Origin of the sequence: Helicobacter mesocricetorum (assembly GCF_900198605.1) — a bacterium.
Classification (GTDB): Bacteria; Campylobacterota; Campylobacteria; order Campylobacterales; family Helicobacteraceae; genus Helicobacter_D; species Helicobacter_D mesocricetorum.
Genome location: NZ_FZPJ01000034.1, coordinates 15,739 through 39,766, shown reverse-complemented (window position 1 = coordinate 39,766; position 24,028 = coordinate 15,739). Strand labels below are relative to the sequence as shown.

The following is a 24,028-nucleotide window of genomic DNA, read 5'->3' as shown; positions in this document are numbered from 1 at the left end:
ATTTTGGAAAAATTTTTAAACTTGACGCCTAAAGAGATTGTTGCTTATCTTGATGAATATATTATTGGTCAAAATGATGCTAAAAAGGTCGTTGCCATAGCACTTAGAAATCGTTATAGGAGATTAAAACTCCCTAAAGAGATACAAGAAGAGATTATGCCAAAAAATATTTTGATGATTGGCTCTACGGGTGTGGGTAAGACAGAGATTGCAAGGCGAATGGCAAAGATGATGGGGCTACCTTTTGCAAAGGTTGAGGCAAGCAAATATACGGAAGTAGGGTTTGTAGGGAGAGATGTTGAATCTATGGTTAGGGATTTGGTGATTGCCTCTATCAATCTTGTAAAAGAGGAACATCAGGTAAAAAATGTAACTAATATCGAAAAATATGTGCTAGATAAGATTATCCAAAAGCTTATTCCTCCTCTGCCAAAAGGTGCGAGTGAGCAAAAAATAGAGGAATACGAAAAAGCAGCGGCTAAGATGCGATCTCGGGTTGAAAGTGGGGAGATGGATCATTTAAAAATAGAAATTGAGATTATCAAGCGTCCCTTAGAAATTGATGATAGTAATATGCCAGTAGAGCTTGCAAAAGTGCAAGAGACTGTCGCAAAGGTGTTTTCTGGTTATTCAAAAGGGGATTCTAAAAAAGAAGTAACGATTAAGGAAGCTAAAAATCTCTTGAGGACTGAAGCTAGTGAGGCACTTTTAGATATGGAGAGTATTAGGCAAGAGGGATTGAAAAGAGCAGAGAGTAGCGGGATTATCTTTATTGATGAGATTGATAAGGTTGCTGTAAGCTCTAAATCTCAAGGTAGGCAAGATCCTAGTAAAGAAGGGGTACAAAGGGATTTATTGCCTATTGTAGAAGGGAGTCTTGTTAATACCAAATATGGTAGCATTAAAACCGATCATATTTTATTCATCGCAGCGGGTGCTTTTAGCCTTAGTAAGCCTAGTGATTTGATTGCGGAATTGCAAGGGAGATTCCCTTTGAGAGTGGAGCTTGATAGCCTTGATGAAGAGGTTTTGTATAAAATACTAACTCAAACTAAAAATTCTATTTTGCGCCAATATGAAGCACTTTTAAAGGTAGAAGAAGTGATTTTAAAATTTGAGGATGAAGCCATTAGGGCATTAGCGCATTATTCTCAAAAAGCTAATGAAAAGACAGAGGATATTGGAGCTAGGAGGTTGCATACCGTCGTCGAACAAGTGCTTGAAGATATTAGTTTTGAAGCAGAGAGATACCAAGGAGAAGTTGTCAATATTACTAAGGAATTGGTAAAAGAAAAGTTAGAAGCACTTGTTGCAAATGTTGATATGGCGCGTTATATTTTATAATTGGGAATACATTGGATACTAAAGCAGGATTTGTAGCAGTGATTGGGCGTCCAAATGCTGGTAAAAGCACTTTGTTAAATACTCTCTTAGGGGAGAAATTAGCTTTAGTTTCACATAAGGTAAATGCTACAAGAAAAAGGATGAATCTTGTTTTTACTCAAGATAATGTGCAGATGATTTTTGTCGATACACCCGGAATTGATAAGCAAGAGAAGATGCTTAATGCCTTTATGCTAAAAGAAGCAATTAGGGCTATGCAAGATTGTGATTTTTTACTCTTTTTATCTCCTATTCACGACAAGATTGATTTTTATCGAGAATTTTTAGAGAATATCGGAGATAAACCCCATATTTTATTATTGACTAAAGTTGATACAGCCTCTAAAGAAGAGATTTTAAAGAAAATAAAAGAATATGAGCAATACCAAGATTTTTATAAAGCACTCATTCCTGTATCTTATAAAGATAATGGAAGCTTGAAAAAGATTATAGAGGTATTAGCTGGATTTATGCCCAAAAATCCTTTTTATTATGATAATGCAATTTTAAGCCCCAATACTATAAGGGAAATTGCAAAAGAAATGATTAGGGAATCTTGTTTTAATAATTTAAGTGAGGAATTGCCTTATGAGAGTGATGTTATTGTGAAAACCTATAGAGAAAAACTTGATATTGATTATATTAAAGCAGAGATTATTGTATTAAAACAGAGTCAAAAAGGTGTAGTCATTGGTAAAAATGCAACAACGCTTAAACGCATTGGAAAAGAAGCTAGGGAGATTATTGAAAGATTCCTTAACAAGAAAATTTATTTAGAACTTATTGTAAAGGTGGTGCCAAATTGGAATAAAGAAAAAGATAAGCTTAAAAAAATTGGTTATAACCTTGAAGATTAAAATGGAGATATTATGAGAATTATTTTATTGGTTTTATTGGTAGCATTGGTAGGTTATGCGCAGCAGTATGAGTGGATTGAACTCTATCGCAATGGTGGCGTGAAGGCTTTAGAGAAAAAAATTGATGAGACTTTACAAATTAGCGAGTATTGGAGAGAGGTTTTAGAAAAGAAGGATACTCGCTTTGGCTATTATGAGGATTTAAAATATTTATTTCTTGCTACTAAAGATGAGCCTATATTGAAGCTTTATGAGTTTGAAAATAATAAATGGGAAGAGAAATTAAAGGCTAATAGTTTGGTAGGCTCTAAAAAGGGAGATAAACTAAAAGAAGGAGACTTGGCAACGCCCATTGGGGTTTATACCTTAAATGCTCGTTTGGTGAATTTAGATCAATATTATGGACCTTTAGCCCTAAGCACTTCTTACCCTAATCTTTATGATAGATTGCAAATGCGAACAGGCTATGGGATTTGGATACACGGGATGCCTTTAAATGGCGATAGAGAAGATTTAAACACTAGAGGTTGTATCGCTATTGAAAATGATTTGTTAGTGGATGTGGATAAAATTATTGATTATAAAAAATCTCTTTTAATCACTTTTGAACACCAAATCAAAGAAGCTTCCAAAGAGGATTTAGCGACCATTTTAGCGGATTTATTTAGTTGGAGAGATTCTTGGATTAATAATGATGCTGAAGCCTATCTTTCTTTTTATGATAAAGAATTTATACGTTATGACAGACAAAAATATAAAGAATTTGCAGAAACTAAGCGTAGAATTTTTAAGAAAAATGAAGTCAAAAAGATAGAATTTAGCCAGATTAATATCTCCCCTTATCCTAATGATGAAGAGAGGAATATTTTTAAAATTAGCTATCATCAAAACTATAAAGCGTATTTGGGTAATCGTTTAAATTATTCCTCTAATGGGGCTAAAGAGCTTTATATTGAGCTAAAAAATGGAAAAATGCAGATTCTAGCCGAACAATAATGCCCTAAGGATAAAGTTTGCTCTTTTTAGTGCGATTCCTCTATGTGAGATAGCATTTTTTTCCTCACTAGTTAGCTCTGCAAGGGTTTTTTTAAATCCTTTAGGGATAAACATCGGATCATAGCCAAAGCCATTATCGCCTCTTGATTCTGCTATGACTTGCCCATACATAAAGCCGTGTGCGCTAAAGTCTCCATAAAAGCTACTAACTCCAATAGCGACGCAATAATAGGCTTTTGAAGTTTTTGCGGGTAGATTAGCAATCTCTAATAGAAGCTTCTTTAAATTAGCTTTATCATCTCCACCGCTATATCTTGCGCTATAAATTCCCGGAGCTCCTTGTAATGCTTCCACACAGATTCCGCTATCATCAGAGAGAATAATATCCTTTTGGGACAAAAGATTTTTTGCCTTTAAAGCCTCAAAGACTGCTTTTGATTTTAGCAAAGCATTTTCTTGAAAGGTTGTGCCATTTTCCTCTATTTCAAAGGATTGTATCAAAGAAGCAAAAGATAGGATTTTAAGCGTATCTTTATAAAGTGGTGCATAGATTTTTTGAATCTCTTGTAATTTGTTTGGGTTAGAAGTGGCTATAATTAATCGCATTTTATGCCTTGTTTATGGTATTTTAGATAAAATTTTAGCTTATTTAGTATTTTAACAAATTGGTGAGTTTTATGAAAGAATCTTTATTAAAACAAGTCATTCCTTTGGGGTTTATTATAGGATTTCGCTTTTTTGGGCTTTTTGTAGTGATGCCACTTTTGGCTCTTTATACTTTATCTTTAGAGGGGGTAACCCCGATTTTAGTAGGAGTTGTTGTAGGTGGTTATGCACTCACACAAGTGTTGTTTCAAATCCCATTTGGGATTTTGAGCGATAGAATTGGGCGCAAAAGTATTATTTTTATAGGGCTTTTAATCTTTGCCTGTGGTTCTTTTATTTGTGCTTTAAGTGATAATATTTATATGCTTATTATAGGGAGATTGTTACAAGGTGCTGGTGCTATTGGTGGCGTGGTTAGTGCGATGATTGCAGATTTGGTAAAAGAAGAGAGTAGGACAAAAGCTATGGCGTTAATGGGGGGGATTATTTCTTTAAGCTTTACCGCAGCACTAATTATAGGACCTCTCTTAGGAGCAGCCCTTGGCGTTAAAAGTTTATTTGGAATCACCTGTGCTTTGGGAATATTGGGTATAGCTATTTTAGTGTTTTTTGTGCCAAATGCCCCAAAAATAACTTATAGTTTTAATGGAGATGATTTTAAATATAATGATATTTTAAAAAATAAAAATCTTTTAATTATGAATCTTACAAATTTTTTGCAAAAAGGTTTTATGACTTTGGCTTTTTTAATCATTCCTATTGCGCTTGTTAAAGCATTTGATATGTCTAAAAACGAACTTTATCAAATCTATATTCCCGCTGCTGTTTTAGGGTTTTTAGCTATGATACCAGCGGCTATTGTGGCAGAAAAAAGAGGCAGGTTTAAGAGCGTGCTAGTTTTTGGTATTTTGCTGTTTGTTTTGGCGTATTTTTTGATGGGGAGTTCTAATCAATGGATTTTTATTGCAGGAATTTTGATATTTTTCATTGGTTTTTCTATGCACGAACCTATTATGCAAAGCCTCGCTAGTCGCTATTGTAAGGCACATCAAAAAGGAAGCGCTTTAGGCGTTTTTACTTCTTTTGGGTATTTAGGCTCTTTTTTAGGGGCATTGGTAGGAGCGCATTTGTATGAATTTTTTGGAATGTTTTCTATTAGCATTTTTGTTGCTATTGTTTCTTTGCTATGGATTTTATCTTTGGTGTTTTTAGCAAACCCCACTTTTCATAAGATGCTTTATTTGCCCCTAAAAGAGAGTGAGGGGCTAGAATCTTTATCCTCGCTTCAAGGAGTGTTAGAATGGTATATTAATGAGTGTGAGTGTATAGCTGTTATCAAATACGATAAGCACTTAATATCAGAAGAGGAGATTATGAGGTTTGTGAAGTTAGAAATGGCAGATAAGTTTCTTTTGGGGTAAGACAATGGAAAGTCTTAATTTTTCAGGTTTGGATAATAAGGATTTTAAAGAAGATTCTGTGCGTGAGTTTATTATCGCCGTGCTTTTAAAGGAGCTGGGCTTTGTTGATAGGGATTTGAAGAATCCCAAGCCCTTAGAGTTGGCATTAAGCCTCAAAATCACCAGCCCAACGATACTAGGAAGCAATGAAAAAATCACTTTTACAAGGTTTCCTGATTATGTGCTATATGTGGATTGTAAGCCCCATTGTGTGCTTGATGCCAAAGCCCCAAAGGTAAAGATTGATTGGCAAAGCAAGGCAGAGCGACAAGCGTTTTATTATGCGATTAATCCAGAGCTAAAAGCTCCCTTTTATGCGCTTTGTAATGGCGAAAGCTTTATGCTATTTGCGACCAATGGACAGAGTCTTTTAAAAGAGTTTTCTTGTGAGGAGCTTTTTGCCAATGGCTTTAAAAATAAAAGTTTCGCACTTCTTAGGCAATATCTCACCACTCCGCTAGAATCTCTGAAGCAAACCTTAGCCCAAGATGCTAAAACACCCCAAAAAAGTGAGGAATGGTATTTAAATAGAGAGTTGCCTAGAGCGATTGTAAATCCTAAAAAACAAGCCAAAGCGCGCTATTTTGGCTGCACGGCGTATTTCACGCGTCAAAGCTGGGATATTGTTACACAAAATATTAAGAATTTCACCGATAAGGGTGATGTCGTGCTTGACCCCTTTGGAGGCAGTGGCGTAAGTGCGATTGAGGCGATGGTAAATGGTAGGATTGGAATCCACACAGATTTGAACCCTCTAAGTATCTTTATGGCAAAAGCCTTAAGTGTGAAAGTAGATTTAAGCGCATTGTATGATTTGGGTGAAGAGATTTTAAAAGAATTTGAGAATCTTAAACCCAAAAATGAAAAAGAGGCAAAAGAGATTCTAAAAGGTGCGAAATATTATCCCAATGCGCTAGATAGTGAGTTTGGAGAAATCGCTACGCAAAAGCAACAGGATTTCCAAGAGATGAGCTTTTGCCAAAGGGGAGCGATGTGGATTGCGTTCTAAAGCTCTTTAGCAAAATGCAACTTGCCGAACTTGCCATTTTACGCAAACTTATTTTGAAACACACCACACCCAGTGGAAGCAGGGAGGCTAGAATCCATAAGAGGAATCTGCGGTATTCGCTGATGTTAGCGTTTTATAATACTTTGAGTTTAATTAATTTGACTTATCATAAGACACCAAAAGGTGGGGGAAACCATTTTGCATTTTATGGTCGTTATAGAATAGCTAAAGAGCCTTGTTTTTTAAATGTATTAGAAATTTATAGGCGTAAAATTAGGCTTGTGATACGAGGCAAAAGAGAATTAGAATCTACCCCAAGTGATGCATTCTATCAAAGCTATTTTTATCCCCTAAAGAGAGTGATTAAAGACTTTAGCTGTGCTATGATAAGCCAAAGAGAAAATATAGAAAAAACTGATTCTTTGCTTGATAAAACCAATGGAGAAAAGATTTTCCAAGCTGATGCAACGAACTTAAAAGAAATAGAATCTTTAAGCATAGATTTTATCTACACCGACCCCCCTTATGGCGCAAAGATTCCTTATCTTGATTTAAGCACGATGTGGAATGTATGGCTGGATTTGCCTGTGGATAGTTCTTTGAAAGAAAAAGAGTGCATAGAAAAGGGAGGTTTAGAAAAGAGTAGAGAGGAATACCACACGCTTATGATAGCAAGCCTAAAAGAAATGTATCGTGTGTTAAAGTTTAATCGCTGGCTTGCCTTTGTATTCCAGCACCAAGACCCGCAGTTGTGGCAGATTCTCGTAGAAGAGGCTCAAAAGATTGGCTTTGAGTATGTCGGCTCTATCAGGCAGGATAATGGGCAAACAACCTTCAAAAAGAGGCAATTTAAGGCTTCTGTGTTAAGCGGGCAGCTTATTATTTATTTTAAAAAGGTGCAAAACCCCAAAACTTTGGCTAAAGAATCGCTAGGAGATGATATTGCCGCCCTTGTGCTCAATCACATTGAAGCCTTGATTGCTAGAGATGATGGGGCGAGTTTGGAAGAGATTCACGCTGAAATCACGATTAAAGGCTTGGAGCTTGGCTTTTTGCACGAGTTAAGCAAAAATTATGTAGATTTAACGCCTTTGATTAGCTCAAATTTTGACCTTGATGAGACAAGCGGAAAATACCATATCCCCAAAGGACAGAAGTTTAAAAGCCACACAATCCCGCTGGAACTCAGAACAAAATATTTTTTGCTCTCCTATTTGCGTGGGGCAAAAAGGCAAAATAAAAAGACTTATTTTGATGATATTTGTTTAGAGATTATCCCCTTGCTTAAAAATGGCATAAGCCCAAGCAAAGCACTCATTAAAGAGGTTTTAGAAAGCATTGCTACCCCTATGCAACAAAGTGGAGAGTGGGTTTTAAAAGGACAAAAAGCGGGATTGTTTGATGAGATGGATTTGTTGTAAGGGGTAAGAGTGGATAAGGTGGGATATATCGATAATGCAGCAGGGCAGAAGCTAAAAGTGGAATTTGTGTTAGATAAAAATAATAATGTTATCCCAAAGAGTGAAAGTGATAAAGAGAATCTCATCAATTGCTGGGATATAAATGATGAAGTTTTAGAGGCATTTATAAATTTTGTGAATAATAAAATAAAAGATGATGAAGAAAAAATTACATTGCTTACCAATACGCAAGAATATGAGTTTTTAGCGGATGAGGAAATCTACAACATAGCAACTTTTAAGCTCGGAGAAGGGGCTACGCAAGAAAAAATAGAATCTTTGATTGATAAGGTTTATACTGATGCGATTTTTGGGTATGAAAATTTAATACTTTGTCTTAAGAGCATTACAAGATAGCAAATATTTAAGGTAGGAATGCAAATGGCTAAAACTAAAGAAAATATAGAGATTAGTAAAAAAATTTTAAGAATTACAGGAAGCACGAATGCGAAGCTAAAGCTTATCGGGGAGGGTGATAGGATATTGCTTGGGCTTAGTGGCGGGAAGGATTCTATACTTTTGGCTACTCTTTTGGCAAGACTAAAGCAATATGCACCTTTTGACTTTGAGTTTAAAGCCTTGACGGTGGATTATGGGAGAGGGGGGGAGTATGAATATATTTTTGAGTATTGTGAAAAACTTGGAATCCCTTATGAGCTGTATCGCACGGATATTTATAAGATTTTAGAGGAGAATAAAAGGGAGGGGACGATTTATTGTAGTTTTTGTTCAAGAATGCGTAGGGGGGCTTTGTATTCTAAGGCACTTGAGGGAGGGTTTAATAAAATAGCTTTAGCACATCATTTAGATGATGCAGCGGAAAGTTTTATGATGAATCTAAGCTATAATGGGGCTTTGCGTTCTATGCCGCCAATTTATAAGGCAGAGAATGGTTTATATGTGATTAGACCTTTGATTTTTGTGCGCGAGAGACAGATTATTGATTTTATTGCTAAAAACAATATTTATATTGCCCCTGATTGTAATTGCCCTATTATGTGGCAAGGGGACGATAAGCGTCCCTATGCAAGGGCAAAAACTAAGCAAATGCTTCAAGAAATAGAATCCTTAAATCCAGATTTTTTTACTTCCTTAAAAGTGGCGTTAGGAAATGTGCATTTAAAAAGCCTTTTTGATGAGAGGTATTTGGATAAATAAGATTGTGATTCTCTTTAGCTTATGAGATGATTTATTGGGTGTTACTCTTTTTGCTGAAATATTACAAGTAAAATCGCTACTAGAAAGATTGCTCCTAATGCGATCCAAAAAAGGCTTAGTGATTTAAGAATAGTTGGAAGCAAAAAGGGAGACCAAGATTCCACCAAGTGGGAAAGCAATGGCATTACATAGCATCATAGAGGGCAGGACAATTTTAAAATCCTGTCCTTGAAATAAAAGCTGTCTTTTTGTCCTTAACCCCACAGAAAAAAGGCTATCTGCTAAAATGATTAGGGTTATGCAAACTAACACTCAAAGCATTTGATCTAAAAAGTATTGCAATATAGCAGAGAAAACCCCTATGCCAACAATTAAGGCTAAAATCACGATAATAAATGGAGAGTGAGGAATGATTAAAAGTTCTTACCACTTAAAAGAAGTGGCAAGAAACTTATAGGTTTATAATAATATTTTTTGTATCTCGTGCTATCATTAATTCTTCATTGGTGGGGATAACACAGACTTTGACTTTAGAATCTGGAGTAGACACAATGCCTTCTTTGCCGACGGTTTCTAGGTTTGCTTTCTCATCAAGCTTAATGCCTAAGAATTGTAAATGGGAGATAATCATTCCACGAATGAATTTAGCATTTTCGCCTACTCCTGCGCAAAAGGAAATAGCATCGACAGTGGTCAATGCAGCTGTATAAGAACCAATATATTTTGCAACACGATAAGCAAAGGTTGCTCTAGCAAATTTTGCCTTTTGGTTACCAGCTTCTTCTGCTGCTAATAAATCTCTAAAATCACTAGATAACCCAGAGATGCCAAGCACTCCGGATTTTTTGTTGAGGATATTCATCATTTCTTTGGTGCTGATATTTTCTTTTTGGCAAATATAATCAACAATAGCGGGATCTAAATCTCCACTTCTTGTCCCCATAATTAGCCCCTCTAGCGGAGTTAATCCCATACTTGTATCAATGCTCTTTCCATTTTCAATAGCACAGATACTAGAGCCATTGCCTAAATGACAGGTAATGATTCTAGAGTTTTCTAAAGGGATATTTAAAAATGCTGCGGTTCTTTTAGAAACATAGCTATGGCTTGTTCCGTGAAAGCCATAACGGCGAATTTTATATTTTTCATAGTATTCAGAGGGGATACCATACATAAAGGCTTTGGGGGGCATAGTTTGATGGAAAGCGGTATCAAATACTGCTACCATAGGGGTATTTGGCATTAGGTGCTGACAGGCTCTAATTCCAGATAGATTTGCAGGATTGTGCAAAGGTGCTAAATCTATACATTCTTTGATTTGGGTCATAACTTCATTGTCAATAAGGGTTGATTGTGTGAAACATTCCCCACCATGCACAACTCTATGTCCTACGGCTTTAATATCATCTAAGGACTTGATGACACCAATTTGAGTGTCAGTTAAAGTCTCTAAAACAATCTTGATTGCTACTTCGTGGTCTTTCATATCAATTTTTTTCGAGAGTTTTTCTCCATTTGTTGGTTTGTAGCTAAATTCTCCATCATTAATACCTATTCTATCGCACATTCCAGAAGCTAATACATCCTCTGTATCAGCATTAATAATTTGGTATTTAAGCGAAGAGCTTCCACAATTAATAACTAAAATATCCATTTTTTCTCCTTTATTTTTGTTTTGTTTGTAACATTATTATTTTTCAATCACGAATTAATTTTTTATTTTATTTTGTTGTGCCTGTAAAGCTGTCAGCGCAACAACGGCTACAATATCATCACTGCAACAACCCCTAGATAAATCATTAACAGGTGCGGCTAAACCTTGCGTGATAGGTCCATAGGCTTCTGCATTACCTAATCTTTGGGTGAGTTTATATCCGATATTTCCAGAATCTAAATCAGGAAAGATTAAAACATTTGCTTTTCCGGCAATTTTGCTATCAGGTGCTTTAGATTTTCCAATGCTTGGCACAATAGCTGCATCAAGCTGGAATTCACCATCTAATGCAATTTCTGGTGCTAGAGATTGCGCAATTTTTGTAGCTTCTAGGACTTTATCAACATCAGGATGTTTAGCACTTCCCTTAGTAGAATGTGAGAGCATCGCTACAATAGGCTCTTTGCCAACAAATGTTTGGAAGTTTTTTGCAGAGTCAATAGCAATGGAGGCAAGTTCTTGTGCATTTGGGTTTTGTACCAATGCGCAATCAGAAAATAAGAGGATTCCATTCTCTCCATAATCGTGGTTTGGAACTAGCATTAAAAAGAAAGATGAAACAATTTTGGAATCTTTTCTTGTTCCTAAAATTTGCAAAGAAGCTCGTAAAACATCTGCCGTAGAATTAATAGCTCCTGCAACCATTCCATCAGCTTTTTGAGTTTTCACTAAAGCTACACCAAAATAAAGCGGGTTTTCTAAGAGTAAAGTTCTTGCAGATTTTTCACTAAGCCCTTTGTGTTTTCGTAGTTTTACAAAAAGTTCCACATAACTATCTAGCTCATCGCAGTATCGTGGGTCGATGAAAGTTGCATTGGCTAAGTTTAAATGCGGAGCCGAGTTTTTTATGAATTCTTCCTCTCCAACTAAAATGAGATTGGCGATTTTTTCTTCTAAAATCTTATGTGCCGCCTCTAGTGTTCTTATATCTGTCGTTTCTGGTAGGACTATGGTTTGGGGAGCGTCCTTTGCCTTTTGTTTGATAGTATTAAGAAAACCCATAATAAATCCTTATTTATATGTTTTAATTAATGTAATATTGTAAGGTAAATATTCTAAAGATAGACAAGCAAAAAGCAAAAAAATATGGAATTTTATTTTAAATGTGTAAATTTTTCTCTTAAGACTTTTTTACCAAATTCAACTCCGGGTTGATTATATGTATCAACTTGTAACAAAATTCCTGCACAAGAAGTTAGTAATTCATAATAAAAAATAAGTTCCCCGACACTTTCTTCGCAGAGTCTTTCTAAAGTTATAGAATCCATAGGAATGTTTTCTTTCATAATGCTTTGTTTGGTTGCGACACATTGGAGATTTAACAGCTGATTAAAAGATGATTTATTAGCAAAATCTGTGCTTTCTAATCCTTCTAAACTGATATTGGGGATATAAAGGGATTCTTCTGTAAGGTTTTCTACATTTAAAAAGGTAATGGTTTTATTGCGCGTTCCTTGCATAATGAGTTGTAAAAATGAATGTTGATCAATACTTCCAATTAGCGCAATGGGTGTTAATCCTCTCCTTTGCTGGTGAATATCAAGCTTTCCTAAAGATTCTCCCCATAATTGCATATACCATAAATTAAAATGTTTAAAGACATTACTATAAGAGAAAAGCACATTAATGGGAAAATTTTTTTCATTATTAATAAGAAACAATGCCTTTTTTAAAATCTCCTCTTTTCTTTCTACAAAGAATTGTTGGCTAATTTTTTCAGCACCTTTGAGTAGTTTTTTAATATCATACCCTAAAATACCCAATGGCAAGATTCCTATAGCGCTTAATACAGAAAACCTTCCACCAATATTGGGTTGAATAGTGATAGATTGTATGTTTTCTTTGCAACACCATTGGTGCAAAGGAGAATTTATATCTGTGATAACAAGGAGATGATTTTTATGTTTAAGTAGTGCATATTTTTTCAGCACAAACTTCAAAAGTGAAGTAGTTTCAATAGTTAATCCTGACTTTGAAATAGCAATAAATAGCGTTTTTTGCCAATGAATATGTCGCAGGTGTTTTTGGATTGTAATAGGGTCTGTATGCTCTAAAAAATATAGTTTTATCTTCTTTCTGTGGGGTTGGTGAGAGAGTAGAGTATCAATAGCCTTTGTGCCAAGAGAGCTTCCTCCAATACCTATAATTACGAGTGTTTTAATAGAATCTAAAAAAGATTCATTATTTTTAAGGTATTCAAAAATTGTTGTGTTATCCGCAAAGGGTAAGTGATAATATCCAGTTACATTGCTGTTTTTTTCGATTAATACTTGTTGAAAAAAATGATTTAAATGATCTTTTTGGAAAAGATGAGGATTGTTTTGTAAAAAATTTTCATAAGTGTTACTTGTTTTTAACATTTATAGAATGTTTTTACCTATAAAACTTGCCATATCTACAAGCCTCGTTGAATATCCCCATTCATTATCATACCACGCTACGACTTTAAGTTGATTCTTATTTACTACCGCTGTGCAATCAGGAATAAAAATCGCACTATAAGGGGAGCCTATGAAATCACTAGAAACGCGTTTATCCTCATCGACTAAGATAAGATCTCGCATTGTGGTTTTTGAGGCTTTTAAGAAAGTTTCATTAATGAGTTCTTTAGTAACTTCTTTTTCTACAACACAAGTTAAATCTACAATACTAACATCAGGAGTTGGCACACGAATAGCAAATCCATTAAGCTTACCTTGCAACTCTGGCATTACAAGCCCAATTGCCTTTGCTGCACCTGTTGAGGTCGGAATCATATTTAATCCTGCGGCTCTTGCACGACGAAAGTCTTTATGCTTAGAGTCAAGGAGATTTTGGTCATTAGTATAGCTATGAATAGTAGTCATTAAACCGCTTGTAATGGTAAAATTTTCGTGTAGAATCTTCGTAATAGGTGCTAGAGCATTGGTTGTGCAGCTTGCATTTGAAATAACAGATTCTTGTTGGTATGCTGTGTGATTTACTCCATAGACAAAGGTAGGGGTATCTGTTGCAGGAGCTGAAATAACAACTTTTTGTATTCCTCCATAAAGGTGAGTGCTGGCTTTATGAATATCATTAAAAGCACCCGTGCATTCTATAACAAGTTTTGCACCATAATTTCCAAAATTTAATGCTTTAATATCTCTTGAGCTGATAATTTGAATGTTTTTTTGTTTGCCAATATGAATTTTATCATTAGAGACTTTGATGACTTCGCTATTTTTATGTATAGAATCATATTTAAGTAAGTGGATAAGTGTATCAATAGGCATAGTGGTGTTGATAGCAACAAGCTCTAAATCTTCTCTTTGTTCTAAAATTTTGCAAACACATAAACCAATCCTTCCTGTCCCATTAACTGCTATTTTTAAAGCCATTCTTTCCCTTTATAGAGCAATTTTGTATCCTTATTATGGTATGGAAAATATCCTTTAAAATTGATAAACAAAGCAATAAATGAATGTTTTTGCTGTGAAAATGCTTGAAAAAGCCTAAATTTATGTTAGAATACTTGCCTAAAATTAATTTTTCGGAGGTTATTTCAGATGAATAAATCAGAATTTGTAGACTTAGTTAAGAGTGTTGGCGAGTATGAAACAAAAAAAGATGCTGAAAAAGCCATCAGTTCTTTTGTAGCTGCTGTTGAAAAAGCTCTTTCAAAAAAAGAAAGTATCGAATTAGTTGGTTTTGGTAAATTTGAATCAGTTCTTCAAAAGGGTAAAGAAGGCACTGTTCCTGGAACTAATAAAAAATATAAAACAAAAGATAAATTCGTTCCAAAGTTTAAAGCTGGAAAAGGTCTTAAAGACGCTGTTGCAGCAGCAAAAAAATAAAAATTCTTCTTTTTCCCTCTTTGGGAATCTTCATTTCTACATAATAACATTGTCCTCGTAGCTCAGCTGGATAGAGCACACGATTCCTAATCGTGAGGTCATGCGTTCAAATCGCATCGTGGACACCAAAGTTACACTATGATGTCTTCGATGCAGTTTTAAGCATTATTTGTATTTTAGTTTAAGAAATTCATATTTAGGTAGTGATAGTGTTGGTATTTTAGGGATTTGGTATTTATAGCATTATTGTTACTTTGAGTTTATCAGGCTATTGGTATATATCAAAGGTCGTAGTTAGAGAGAAATTGTCGTTAATGCAATGATTATAAAAAATGAATTTTTGAATAATGGGTTTTGAAAGATTAAGGATATTAGCTTTCAAGCTCTACACATTATAGATAGATTGGGGAATCTTATGGGTAAAAAAGGGGAATATCGCTTTAAAAACTTCTTAAGGATTTTGGCATCGTTAATTGTCATAAATACCCCTCATAGTAAGATTTGAATGATTTCTACCATTGAATATCATCTATAAGGATTGATTTAATAAGCTTTTAGTAGAAAATTTGTGATAATTATAAAAATTTTTAAGTAGGGTTAAATTTTATGGTTATTAAAGGTGCTATGGTTTGTGATGCTAATGGAGAGCAAAGAGGTGATATTAGGATAGAAGAAGGAAAAATCCTTAAGGTAGAGAGGAGTATTATACCTCAAGCTAATGAAGAGGTTTTAGACGCCCAAGGTTTAGTGTTAATGCCAAGTGCAATAGATTTAAATGTTCGGGTTCAAGATTCTATACTTACTAAAGAAAATCTTTTGAAGTTATCCGCTAAAGCTGCACTTGGAGGCATTGGTTTGGCAGTTTTGATGCCAGATTGCAAACCCCTTTTAAGCACGGAAATGGGAATAGAACTTTTAAATACTCTAAAGGGTGATTTTAAGGCTAAAATTGTAGGTGTTGTAGGTAGTAAAGGGGAGGAACTAGAAAAAGGCAAATATGCTTTACCCCCTCTATCAATTTTACATAAAAAGGGTGCTGTTGGTATTTATTCCCAATCTAGTGAAGATGGGAATTTATTGCGGAGAGCTTGTGAATTTGCTTTAATGTTAAATATTCCTATGTTTTTTAATTGCGAAGATGAATCTTTAAGTGCTAATGGGGTGATGAATGATGGTAAGCTTAGTGCTAAACTTGGATTGCCTTCTATTCCTGTATTAAGCGAAACTAAAGAAGTCGCAATGATGAGTGAGATTGCTTGTTTTATGCAAGTAAGGGCGATTTTTAATACGATTGCAGCAGATAGGAGTGTGGAGATTTTGCAAGAAGCTAAAAAAAGTAATCCTCATATTTTTATCCAAACTTCTATTCATCATTTATTATTAACAGAAGATTTGTGCAATAACTATAACACTGCTGCTAAGATAAAGCCTCCTTTAAAACCTGAAACTACTAGAGTAAAGTTCATCAAGAGAGTAAAAGACCTAGAAATTGACTTAATTACTGCTTTGCAATCAGAAAAATCCTTGACACAAAAGGACTTAGCGTTTGAAGAGGCTGCTTTTGGTGTGGATATGATTGAATATTTTTTACCAATGTGTTATAGTCTTTTTGTGAAAAATGAGAGAATGACTTTAAAAGAGATGAGTAAAATTCTATCCCTTAATCCCGCTAAAGCTCTAGGTATTGATTCTCATAAAGGTTTGGTTAAAGAAGGGTATGATGCGGATTTATTATTGTTTGATACCAAGCAAACACAAATTATTGATAATCCAAATTCTCCTTTTTATGATTGGATTTTTAATGGTAAAGTGAAGCAATTATTTGTCGGTGGTAAAGCTGTATAAGGAGAAGTATGGAAACAAAGATGATAATAGTTTCTGATAAAGTTATGGAGTTGTTGATTAGCTTTGCGCCTAACTTAGTGAGTGCTAGTTTAATTTTGTTTTTTGGCTATATCTTAGCAAAACTTCTTTCAAAATATATTGCAAAACTCTTAAAGAAAGTTACAAGAGATGAAACTTTGGGAATATTTTTTAAGAATGTTATTTTTGTGGGTGTTTTGTTATTAACAATTATCACAGCTTTAACAAATCTTGGAGTAAAGACAACTTCTATCATCGCAGTTTTAGGGACAGCAGGGTTGGCTATTGCCTTATCTTTAAAAGATTCTTTAACAAACTTAGCTGCGGGTATTTTGTTGGTTGTGTTAAGGTTTTTTAATCGAGGTGATACTATTAGTGTAGGTTCTATTACAGGAAAAGTGGATTCTATTAATCTTTTTGAAACAAGGCTTACAACTTTAGATAATCAGATGGTTATTTTGCCCAATTCCTCTATTATCTCATCCCCTGTTGTTAATATTAATGCTAATCAAACAAGGCGAATGGATTTGATTTTTGGGATAGATTATAAGAGTGATATATTACAAGCAAAGCAAGTCTTAGAGAGTATTTTTAAAGAAGATGAGATTGTATTAAGTGAGCCAGAACCTGTTGTGGGTGTGAATGCGCTTAATGCAAGTAGTATAGATTTGGTGGTGCGCTTTTGGGTAAAAAGTGAGCATTATTTTAGAGCTAAGATAATTCTTACTCAAAAAGTCAAGATGGCTTTTGATGAGAAAGGTATTGAGATTCCTTATAATAAGCTTGATATTAATATTAATCCCACACAATTTCCGATTATTAAAGATAGACAATAATGCAGTTAATTGGTGCGGATTTTCTTTTAATATGTGATGAAAAGTTTGAGATACTCAAAAATGCAGGAATCTTATTTGATAAAGAGCAGATTTTAGAAATTGGAGAATATAATGAGCTTGTCAAAAAATCTCCCCAAAATACACAATATTATAAACAATCCGTTATAACTCCTGCACTTTGCAACCTACATTTACATTTAGAATTCGCTCAAAATAAGGGTATTTTAAATTTTGGGAATTTTGGTAGATGGTTAGATAGCATAATTGTCAATAGAGACTTGCTTATGAGTGGTAATTTAGAGAAAGAGATGCAAAAGGATATTAAGCATTTGTTGCAAAGTGGAATTGGATTTGTTGGGGCTATTAGTAGCTATGGATATGATTTAGAGATTTTAGCCCATAGCCCTTTAAGGGTTTTGTATTTTAACGAAGTTATAGGGTCTAAGGCAGAAATGGTGGAGGCTTTATACCAAAATACTCTAATGCGTCTAAATGCTTCTAGAGAATTTGCCTCTGAACGATTTTTTCCTGCATTAGCTATCCATTCTCCTTATTCTGTTCATCCTATGCTTTTCTCTGAAATTCTTACCCTAACAAAACAAGAAAATTTACCCCTTAGTATTCATTTTTTAGAATCTTATGAAGAAAGGGAATGGCTAGAGCATAAAAGGGGTTATTTTAGAGATTTTTTTAAGAAATTTTTTCATACTACAATGCAACCTTTTTATAGTATTGAAGCTTTCTTGGATTCTTTTAAAGAATTACAACCTTATTTTGTGCATTGTTTGCAAGCCAATAAAGACGAATTACAAAAGATTAAAAACTTAGGAGGGCGATTGATTTCTTGCCCAAAGTCTAATCGGTTATTAAATAATACCCTGCTTGATTTAAGTCTTTGTCAAGAGGTGGGTATAAGCCCTATTTTTGCGACAGATGGTAAAAGTTCTAATGATACACTCTCCCTTTTAGATGAATTAAGGGTTGCTTTATATGCTTATAAAGGATACGATTTAGAAGAACTTGCAAAAATATTACTCTTAGGCGTTACTTATTATGCAGGGAAGAGTTGTAACATTAAAATAGGGAGTTTGCAAGCAGGCTATAAACCAGATTTTGCAGTGTTTAAGGTGGAAGCAAGGGAGCAAATTGCCCTTTCTTTGTTGTTGCAAGCAAAAACTGCAGAAGCTTTGTATATTGCAGGAGAAGAGATTAATTTAAGGGGTGATATGTGAGCGTATTAACAATTTTTAGAGAATATGATATTCGGGGTATTTTTGAAAAAGAATTAAATCAAGAAAATGTCGTTAAGATTGGTTATTTATTGGGAATGGAACTACAAAAACAGGGGGGAAAGAATCTTGGCATTGGTTATGATGCTAGAGTGCATTCTAAAAAAATTTTTGATTGGTTTTGTAGTGGAGTAGCTAGAAGTGGTGCTATACCTTATGGGTTAGGAGAAATTCCAACGCCTATTGGTTATTTTTCGCTTTTTTGTGATTTTGATGGATTGGCTTTAGATGGCAATGTGATGATTACAGGCTCACATAATCCTCCACAATACAATGGCTTTAAAACAACTTTTTTTAAAAAACCTTTTTTTGGAGAGGAGATTAATGCCCTAAAGAAGAAGTTTGATGTTTTGGATTCTTTAGAGTTTATAGCTACTAAACCTAAAGCATTGAATGTATTAGATAAATATGTGGATTTTTTGGTTCAAGAATTTGAGCATTTAAAAGGTTTTTGCTTACCGCTTTGTATTGATTGTGGAAATGGAATTGCAGGTGTTGGGATTAAAAAGATTCTGGATAAATTGCAAATTCCTTATAACGGACTTTATTTTGAACCCGATGGAAACTTTCCTAATCATCATCCAGACCCTAGCGAAGAAGAAAACTTAAGAGATGTTAAGAAAAATATTGCTAGAAATGGAGGTGTTGGGTTTGCTTTAGATGGAGATGGTGATAGATTGGCTGTGATTAAGGGAGAGAGGGTTTATAAAGGCGATGAGTTAGCCATTATATTTGCGTATAAGATTCCTAATCCTATTGTAATTGGAGAGGTAAAATGCTCTTTAAATATGTATGAGAGCATTAACAAGATAGGTAGAGCTATTATGTATAAAACAGGGCATAGTAACTTAAAAGTAAAACTAAAAGAAGAGAATGCGCATATGGCATTTGAAGTAAGTGGGCATATCTTTTTTAATGATAGATATTTTGGGTATGATGATGCTACTTACACTCTTTTGCGGGTTTTAGAGCTTTTAAAAGAAGAGGGAATGGAGTTTGATAGGATTCTTGGTAATCTTCCTAAGCTTTATGCAACAGATGAGATAAAAATACCCGCTTCTGATGAAGAGAAGTTTTTACTTATAGATAAGCTAAGAGAAGCCCTTAAAAACCCTCCTAAGGATTTTCCTGAAATAATGGATATTATCACTATTGATGGTATTCGCGTGATTTTTAAAGAGGGTTGGGGATTAATTAGGGCGAGTAACACCACTCCCGTGCTTGTAACGCGTTTTGAAGCAAAGAGTGAGGCATTCAAAGAAATTTATCAACAAAAATTGTTAGAATTATTAGAAACCATTAAAGGATAAGCTTGGAAACATTGACTTTGAACTCACCTTTTGATATGCACCTTCATCTCCGTGATGGAGAAATGTTAGAAAATGTCATAAAATACACAGCGCAAAATTTTGCTTCAGCATTAGTTATGCCAAACTTGCAAACGCCCATTGTAAATGTCGATTTAGCAATAGCCTATAAACAGAGAATCCTACAAGCTTGTAAGATGCAAGGGATTGAGAATTTTATGCCACTTATTAGTCTTTATCTTACTCCTTCTCTTGATAAAGCAGAATTAACAAGGGCTAAAGAAATGGGGATTTTTATTTTAAAGCTTTATCCAAAAGGTGCAACTACGGGCAGTGAAAGCGGTGTTAAAGAGATTTTAGATTCTAGGGTTTTAGAGATTTTAGAGATTGCGCAAAGTCTTGGTATGGTATTAAGTATCCACGGGGAGAGTAATGGGTTTGTTATGGAGAGAGAGGTGGAGTTTCATCCTGTTTTTGAAGCTTTAGCCAAGAATTTTCCAAAACTTCGAATTATTTTTGAGCATTTAAGCGATCATCGCTCTATTGCTTTAGTGGAAAAATATGAGAATCTCTTTGCTACCCTTACCTTGCACCATATTCTATTAAGCTTAGATAATGTCGTTGGAGGTATGTTAAATCCTCATTATTTTTGTAAGCCTATTTTAAAAACCAAAAAAGACCAAGAAGCCCTTTTGCAAGTAGCTCTAAGTGCGCATTCTAAATTTTCTTTTGGAAGTGATTCTGCGCCTCATTTAAGAAGTGCCAAAGAGAGTTCAAAAGGTGCGGCGGGAATTTTTAGCGCACCTATTTTATTGCCTCTTTTGGCACAAACTTTTGCGTCCAAAAACGTCTTAGAGAAATTAGAATCTTTTGTCAGCCATAATGCGCATAAGATTTATCAATTACCTCTTAGTCAAAAAAGTGTCAAACTCTGTAAAAAGCCTATGACAATCCCGCAAGAATGCTATGGTGTGGTGCCAATGTTAGCTGGAGAAACTTTAGAGTGGAGTGTTGCATAAATGCAAAGAATTGCGATTTATCCCGGAACTTTTGATCCTATTACTAATGGGCATTTAGATATTATTAAGAGAGCTTCTTTGTTGTTTGATGGCTTAATCATTGCTGTGGCAAAATCAGAGAGTAAGAATCCTTTTTTTAGTGTAGAGAAACGTTTTGCGATGGTAAATCTTGCTTTAGCAGATATAGAGATTGCTTGTGAAGTGAAGGTATTAAGCTTTGATAATCTTGTAGCGGATTTAGCTAGGCAACAGAGATCAAATATCCTCATAAGGGGACTTAGAGCTGTAAGTGATTTTGAATACGAATTACAAATGGGTTATGCCAATGCTTCTTTAAATGAAACTTTAGAGACTATTTATTTGATGCCCTCTTTGCAAAATGCCTTTATTAGCTCAACGATTGTCCGCTCGATTTTATTGCATAATGGAGATATTTCTCATTTGGTGCCACAATCTGTGAGGGATTTTATTAAGGAGAATCAATGTATATTGCCTTAGAAGGGATTGATACAAGTGGTAAAAGCACACAATTACAAGCTTTAAAAAATGTTTTTAAAGAGGCAATTTTTACATTTGAACCCGGAGGGACAGAGCTTGGAAGGAAGCTTAGGGATATTTTATTAGAAGATTCTATTATCTTAGATAGTAGGACGGAAATGTTGCTTTTTTTAGCCGATAGAGCAGAGCTTATTGCAAAAGTTATAAAACCCAATCTTCATAAACTTATCATATCAGATAGGAGTCTTATCTCCGGTATGGCTTATGCTAAGGACTTTGATTTAGAGATTTTAAAGACTTTTAATCTTTTTGCAACACAGGGGGTTTTACCCAATAAAGTGATTTTTTTAGAATTGCAAGAAGAGGAATTAAAAAGACGTTTAAATCATAAAGAGAATGACAAGATAGAATTAAGAGGCTTAAACCATCTCTTAGAATCCCAAAAAAGATTCCAAAGTATCATTAAAGACTTATCTCTGCATTTATCTCTGCAAGCTTTGACTTTAGATGGTGCGTTGCCAAGAGAGGAAATTACACAAAAAATTATCGCTTTTATTGAGCAATAATGCGGTGTCTGCTCTGTGGTAAATGGTGTTTTGGTGTTTTTTGTTCGCTTTGTTGTGATGGAATTAATATCTCTCCAAAATTGCGTCAGCTTCCTTCTGATTTTAGGGTTTATAGTTTTTATGAATATTCCCATATTCAGTATTTACTACAAGCAAAATACCATCTTATAGGGCATAGAATCTATGAGATTTTATGCTATAAGGCGATTGTTTATTTACAGGATTCTTTAAAAATACCTTTGAATGCTTATGGAATAGGTATTGATGATAAAGTAGGTTTTAGGGGGTATGCGCACAATGCGATTTTTTTAAAGCATTTAAAAAAGTTGGGGATAAAACCACTTTTTCATACACTTCTTGCGCGTAATAATGTGTCTTATGCAGGAAAAGATTTAAAGTTTCGTCAGAATAATCCAAGAAACTTTATTTTGCAAAGAAATGTTGAGGGCAAGGAAATTATTTTAATTGATGATATTATTACCACAGGATTGACACTCCAAGAGGCAAAAAGAAGCATAGAATATGCTGGGGGCAAGGTATTAATGGCACTTGTTTTAAGTGATGCTGACACTTAATAAATGAGGGTTTTATGCAATAAGTCAAGCAATTTTACATCATTACCAAAGCCTTGTTGGTAAATCACATAATTTGCTAAGACTTTTTTTCCATAAGTTCTTGTTTCTTCATAAGGAATCATCTCCATACTATACCAAGGATCAAGAGGATTATTTTTCTTAAAAAGATAGTTTTTCTCCAAGAGCCTACGGGTAAATCCCGGTCCTCCATTATAGGCATAAGAGACAAAGAGTGGATGTTTAAATTCGCGCACTAAGGGTCGTGTGAAGTATTCTGCATAGGGAACATTAATGGCTGGATCAAACATATCAAGATAGCCAATTTTATCGCTTTCTCCTAATTCTTTGGCAATAGTTGTTACATTAAAAGGCATAAGCTGCATAAGACCTAGAGCATAGGAAGTTGAAATAGCAGTAGGGATAAATAGGCTCTCCTGTCTTCCTAATGCGTATAGAAGTGCTTGTTTATCGTGAGAAAAAGCCGAGAAGACTTCTTTATAGGGCATCAAGAAATATTCTATCTCTTGTTGCCTATTTAGCAAGGTATAATGAGCCTTTGTGTTGGTGTAATTTACTTTTTCTAAAAGTTTCGTTTTATCTTGTGAGGTTTTATAAGAATCTCTAATTCTTTGCCACTCAAAAGGATTGTGTATATTCCATTGTGCGGGGGCATTATTGGTATCTATATCACGGACAATCGTAAATTGCGCTTTAGCATTGGTAAGCTCTAAGCTTGCAAGGGAATAAATATCCAAGGTTTTAGATTGTGTTAATGCTTGTAAATATTTCGTATCTTGACTAATAAGATAAGCCCAAAAAATTCCGCGATTTTTATAAAACGCATATTTTGCCTTTTGTGCAGAGTGATTAAAAAATGCTAAGGCTTCTTGATATTTATTGTATTTTGCAGCATTTAATCCTAAGTAAAAAGCAGCTTCTGCGTCAATGTAGGGGAGAACTTCTTGTGGATTGATATGAATAAGAGATTTGTTGAATCTTTGCATAGTAGGGTTTAAAATACTATGCCTTAAGGCTTTTTGAAAAAGTGCGCTTTGTGTTTTGAGATAATCCTTTAAGATATTTACAGGAATGGGTCGATTGAGCTTATGGCGATAGTTTGAACTAACTTTAAGGTAGAAATCTGCAAAATCGTTGGCATTTGTTTTAATGAGGCGATTAAAAGGGTTGTTAGAGGAAAGAATCTCTATATTTTTAGATAGGGCAGAGTGTGTAGTAGATAATTTTTTTGCTAAATTTAGTAGGCTTTGTTTATCAAGGGATTCTGCTTTTTTGAGTGTAAGCGCATACGCAATACATTGGGAATCTTGCTTAAGAAGTGTTTGTAAATTCATCTGTTCGCAATGTGTTTTGCGGGAGAGTGTTTTGTTGTCTCCTTTTTTGTAATAAAGCCCAAAGAGTTGCTGGTTTTTTCTATTGGCGAGTTGATAGGCTTCAAAGGCTTCTTTGGGGGTAATATTTTGTTGCAAATAAAGCCAAATATAGAAATCACGAGAGATTCCATTGGGCTGTTTTTTTAGATAATCTAAAGTAATGGTGTTAGCATAGGTGAAAATAAAAAAGAAAGGGCAAAGAAGAAAGAGTTTTTTCATTAGTATT

At 34.6% G+C, this 24,028-nt stretch carries 23 protein-coding genes and 1 tRNA gene; 18 read left to right on the top strand and 6 right to left on the bottom strand.

All coding sequences use genetic code 11. The annotated features are described in order from the left end of the window. Window positions 1-21: 21 nt before the first annotated feature. Genes hslU through C6H18_RS07060 form a run of 3 tightly spaced genes read left to right on the top strand, consistent with a single transcriptional unit; the run spans window position 22 to window position 3,236 of the window. Window positions 22-1,344 (top strand): HslU--HslV peptidase ATPase subunit, encoded by a 1,323-nt coding sequence (hslU, locus tag C6H18_RS07070; RefSeq protein WP_104722422.1) that lies wholly within the window; start codon window positions 22-24, stop codon window positions 1,342-1,344. Window positions 1,345-1,355: 11 nt separating this feature from the next. Next, entirely contained in the window at window positions 1,356-2,240 is an 885-nt protein-coding gene (gene era, locus C6H18_RS07065; protein ID WP_104722406.1) for a GTPase Era, read from the top strand. A gap of 12 nt (window positions 2,241-2,252) precedes the next feature. Continuing rightward, complete coding sequence (locus C6H18_RS07060; protein ID WP_104722405.1) at window positions 2,253-3,236, top strand: L,D-transpeptidase family protein; 984 nt, start codon at window positions 2,253-2,255, stop codon at window positions 3,234-3,236. On the opposite strand, the gene rdgB is transcribed toward C6H18_RS07060, so the two are convergent. Beyond that, complete coding sequence (rdgB, locus tag C6H18_RS07055) at window positions 3,222-3,842, bottom strand: RdgB/HAM1 family non-canonical purine NTP pyrophosphatase (protein WP_104722404.1); 621 nt, start codon at window positions 3,840-3,842, stop codon at window positions 3,222-3,224. The genes C6H18_RS07060 and rdgB overlap by 15 nt on opposite strands. Before the next feature lie 71 nt (window positions 3,843-3,913). Here rdgB and C6H18_RS07050 point away from each other — a divergent pair, with 71 nt between their 5' ends. The 5 genes from C6H18_RS07050 to C6H18_RS07030 are packed head-to-tail and all read left to right on the top strand — an operon-like array spanning window position 3,914 to window position 8,929. Then, entirely contained in the window at window positions 3,914-5,263 is a 1,350-nt protein-coding gene (locus C6H18_RS07050; protein WP_104722403.1) for an MFS transporter, read from the top strand. A gap of 4 nt (window positions 5,264-5,267) precedes the next feature. Next, window positions 5,268-6,311, top strand: a complete 1,044-nt coding sequence (locus C6H18_RS07045; RefSeq protein WP_104722402.1) for a DNA methyltransferase — start codon at window positions 5,268-5,270, stop codon at window positions 6,309-6,311. Next, the gene (locus tag C6H18_RS07040; RefSeq protein WP_104722401.1) at window positions 6,296-7,732 is read left to right on the top strand and encodes a DNA methyltransferase; all 1,437 of its coding nucleotides are present in this window, start codon (window positions 6,296-6,298) and stop codon (window positions 7,730-7,732) included. The genes C6H18_RS07045 and C6H18_RS07040 overlap by 16 nt, the downstream gene beginning before the upstream one ends. Window positions 7,733-7,741: 9 nt before the next feature. Beyond that, on the top strand, window positions 7,742-8,128 hold the full coding sequence (locus C6H18_RS07035) for a hypothetical protein (RefSeq protein WP_104722400.1): 387 nt from the start codon (window positions 7,742-7,744) through the stop codon (window positions 8,126-8,128). Between the two features lie 24 nt (window positions 8,129-8,152). Then, window positions 8,153-8,929, top strand: coding sequence for a tRNA 2-thiocytidine biosynthesis TtcA family protein (locus C6H18_RS07030; protein WP_104722399.1), 777 nt, complete (start codon window positions 8,153-8,155; stop codon window positions 8,927-8,929). Between the two features lie 451 nt (window positions 8,930-9,380). Here C6H18_RS07030 and C6H18_RS07025 read toward each other — a convergent pair whose 3' ends face one another. The 4 genes from C6H18_RS07025 to gap form a co-directional block, all read right to left on the bottom strand. Continuing rightward, window positions 9,381-10,583: an acetate/propionate family kinase gene (locus C6H18_RS07025; RefSeq protein WP_104722398.1), complete on the bottom strand. Its 1,203-nt coding sequence runs from the start codon at window positions 10,581-10,583 to the stop codon at window positions 9,381-9,383. A 54-nt stretch (window positions 10,584-10,637) separates the two neighbouring features. Then, window positions 10,638-11,645, bottom strand: coding sequence for a phosphate acetyltransferase (gene pta, locus C6H18_RS07020; protein WP_104722397.1), 1,008 nt, complete (start codon window positions 11,643-11,645; stop codon window positions 10,638-10,640). A gap of 92 nt (window positions 11,646-11,737) precedes the next feature. Next, the gene (locus C6H18_RS07015) at window positions 11,738-13,003 is read right to left on the bottom strand and encodes a glucose-6-phosphate isomerase (protein ID WP_104722396.1); all 1,266 of its coding nucleotides are present in this window, start codon (window positions 13,001-13,003) and stop codon (window positions 11,738-11,740) included. Then, complete coding sequence (gene gap / locus C6H18_RS07010) at window positions 13,004-14,002, bottom strand: type I glyceraldehyde-3-phosphate dehydrogenase (RefSeq protein ID WP_104722395.1); 999 nt, start codon at window positions 14,000-14,002, stop codon at window positions 13,004-13,006. 168 nt (window positions 14,003-14,170) lie between these two features. On the opposite strand from gap, the gene C6H18_RS07005 reads away from it, so the two are divergent. The 10 genes from C6H18_RS07005 (at window position 14,171) to C6H18_RS06960 (ending at window position 22,411) form a co-directional block, all read left to right on the top strand. Next, window positions 14,171-14,458 carry an HU family DNA-binding protein gene (locus tag C6H18_RS07005; RefSeq protein ID WP_104722394.1) on the top strand — a complete coding sequence of 96 codons (288 nt, stop codon included), beginning with the start codon at window positions 14,171-14,173 and terminating at the stop codon, window positions 14,456-14,458. Between the two features lie 51 nt (window positions 14,459-14,509). Then, a tRNA-Arg gene (locus tag C6H18_RS07000) sits at window positions 14,510-14,586 on the top strand. A 478-nt stretch (window positions 14,587-15,064) separates the two neighbouring features. After that, window positions 15,065-16,303 (top strand): amidohydrolase family protein, encoded by a 1,239-nt coding sequence (locus tag C6H18_RS06995; protein WP_104722393.1) that lies wholly within the window; start codon window positions 15,065-15,067, stop codon window positions 16,301-16,303. A gap of 8 nt (window positions 16,304-16,311) precedes the next feature. Beyond that, window positions 16,312-17,157, top strand: coding sequence for a mechanosensitive ion channel family protein (locus C6H18_RS06990; protein WP_233704094.1), 846 nt, complete (start codon window positions 16,312-16,314; stop codon window positions 17,155-17,157). After that, window positions 17,157-18,389, top strand: a complete 1,233-nt coding sequence (gene mqnF, locus C6H18_RS06985) for an aminofutalosine deaminase family hydrolase (RefSeq protein ID WP_104722391.1) — start codon at window positions 17,157-17,159, stop codon at window positions 18,387-18,389. The genes C6H18_RS06990 and mqnF overlap by 1 nt, the downstream gene beginning before the upstream one ends. Further along, window positions 18,386-19,756, top strand: coding sequence for a phosphomannomutase/phosphoglucomutase (locus C6H18_RS06980; protein WP_104722390.1), 1,371 nt, complete (start codon window positions 18,386-18,388; stop codon window positions 19,754-19,756). Before mqnF ends, C6H18_RS06980 begins: the two co-directional genes overlap by 4 nt. A gap of 2 nt (window positions 19,757-19,758) precedes the next feature. Further along, on the top strand, window positions 19,759-20,772 hold the full coding sequence (pyrC, locus tag C6H18_RS06975) for a dihydroorotase (RefSeq protein WP_104722389.1): 1,014 nt from the start codon (window positions 19,759-19,761) through the stop codon (window positions 20,770-20,772). Continuing rightward, window positions 20,773-21,270: a pantetheine-phosphate adenylyltransferase gene (gene coaD, locus C6H18_RS06970; RefSeq protein WP_104722388.1), complete on the top strand. Its 498-nt coding sequence runs from the start codon at window positions 20,773-20,775 to the stop codon at window positions 21,268-21,270. After that, window positions 21,255-21,836 carry a dTMP kinase gene (gene tmk, locus C6H18_RS06965; protein ID WP_104722387.1) on the top strand — a complete coding sequence of 194 codons (582 nt, stop codon included), beginning with the start codon at window positions 21,255-21,257 and terminating at the stop codon, window positions 21,834-21,836. Before coaD ends, tmk begins: the two co-directional genes overlap by 16 nt. Continuing rightward, window positions 21,836-22,411, top strand: coding sequence for a phosphoribosyltransferase family protein (locus C6H18_RS06960; protein WP_104722386.1), 576 nt, complete (start codon window positions 21,836-21,838; stop codon window positions 22,409-22,411). The genes tmk and C6H18_RS06960 overlap by 1 nt, the downstream gene beginning before the upstream one ends. Here C6H18_RS06960 and C6H18_RS06955 read toward each other — a convergent pair. Beyond that, window positions 22,408-24,021, bottom strand: a complete 1,614-nt coding sequence (locus C6H18_RS06955) for a lytic transglycosylase domain-containing protein (RefSeq protein WP_104722385.1) — start codon at window positions 24,019-24,021, stop codon at window positions 22,408-22,410. The two genes, C6H18_RS06960 and C6H18_RS06955, sit on opposite strands and share 4 nt — an antisense overlap. Window positions 24,022-24,028: the final 7 nt, after the last annotated feature.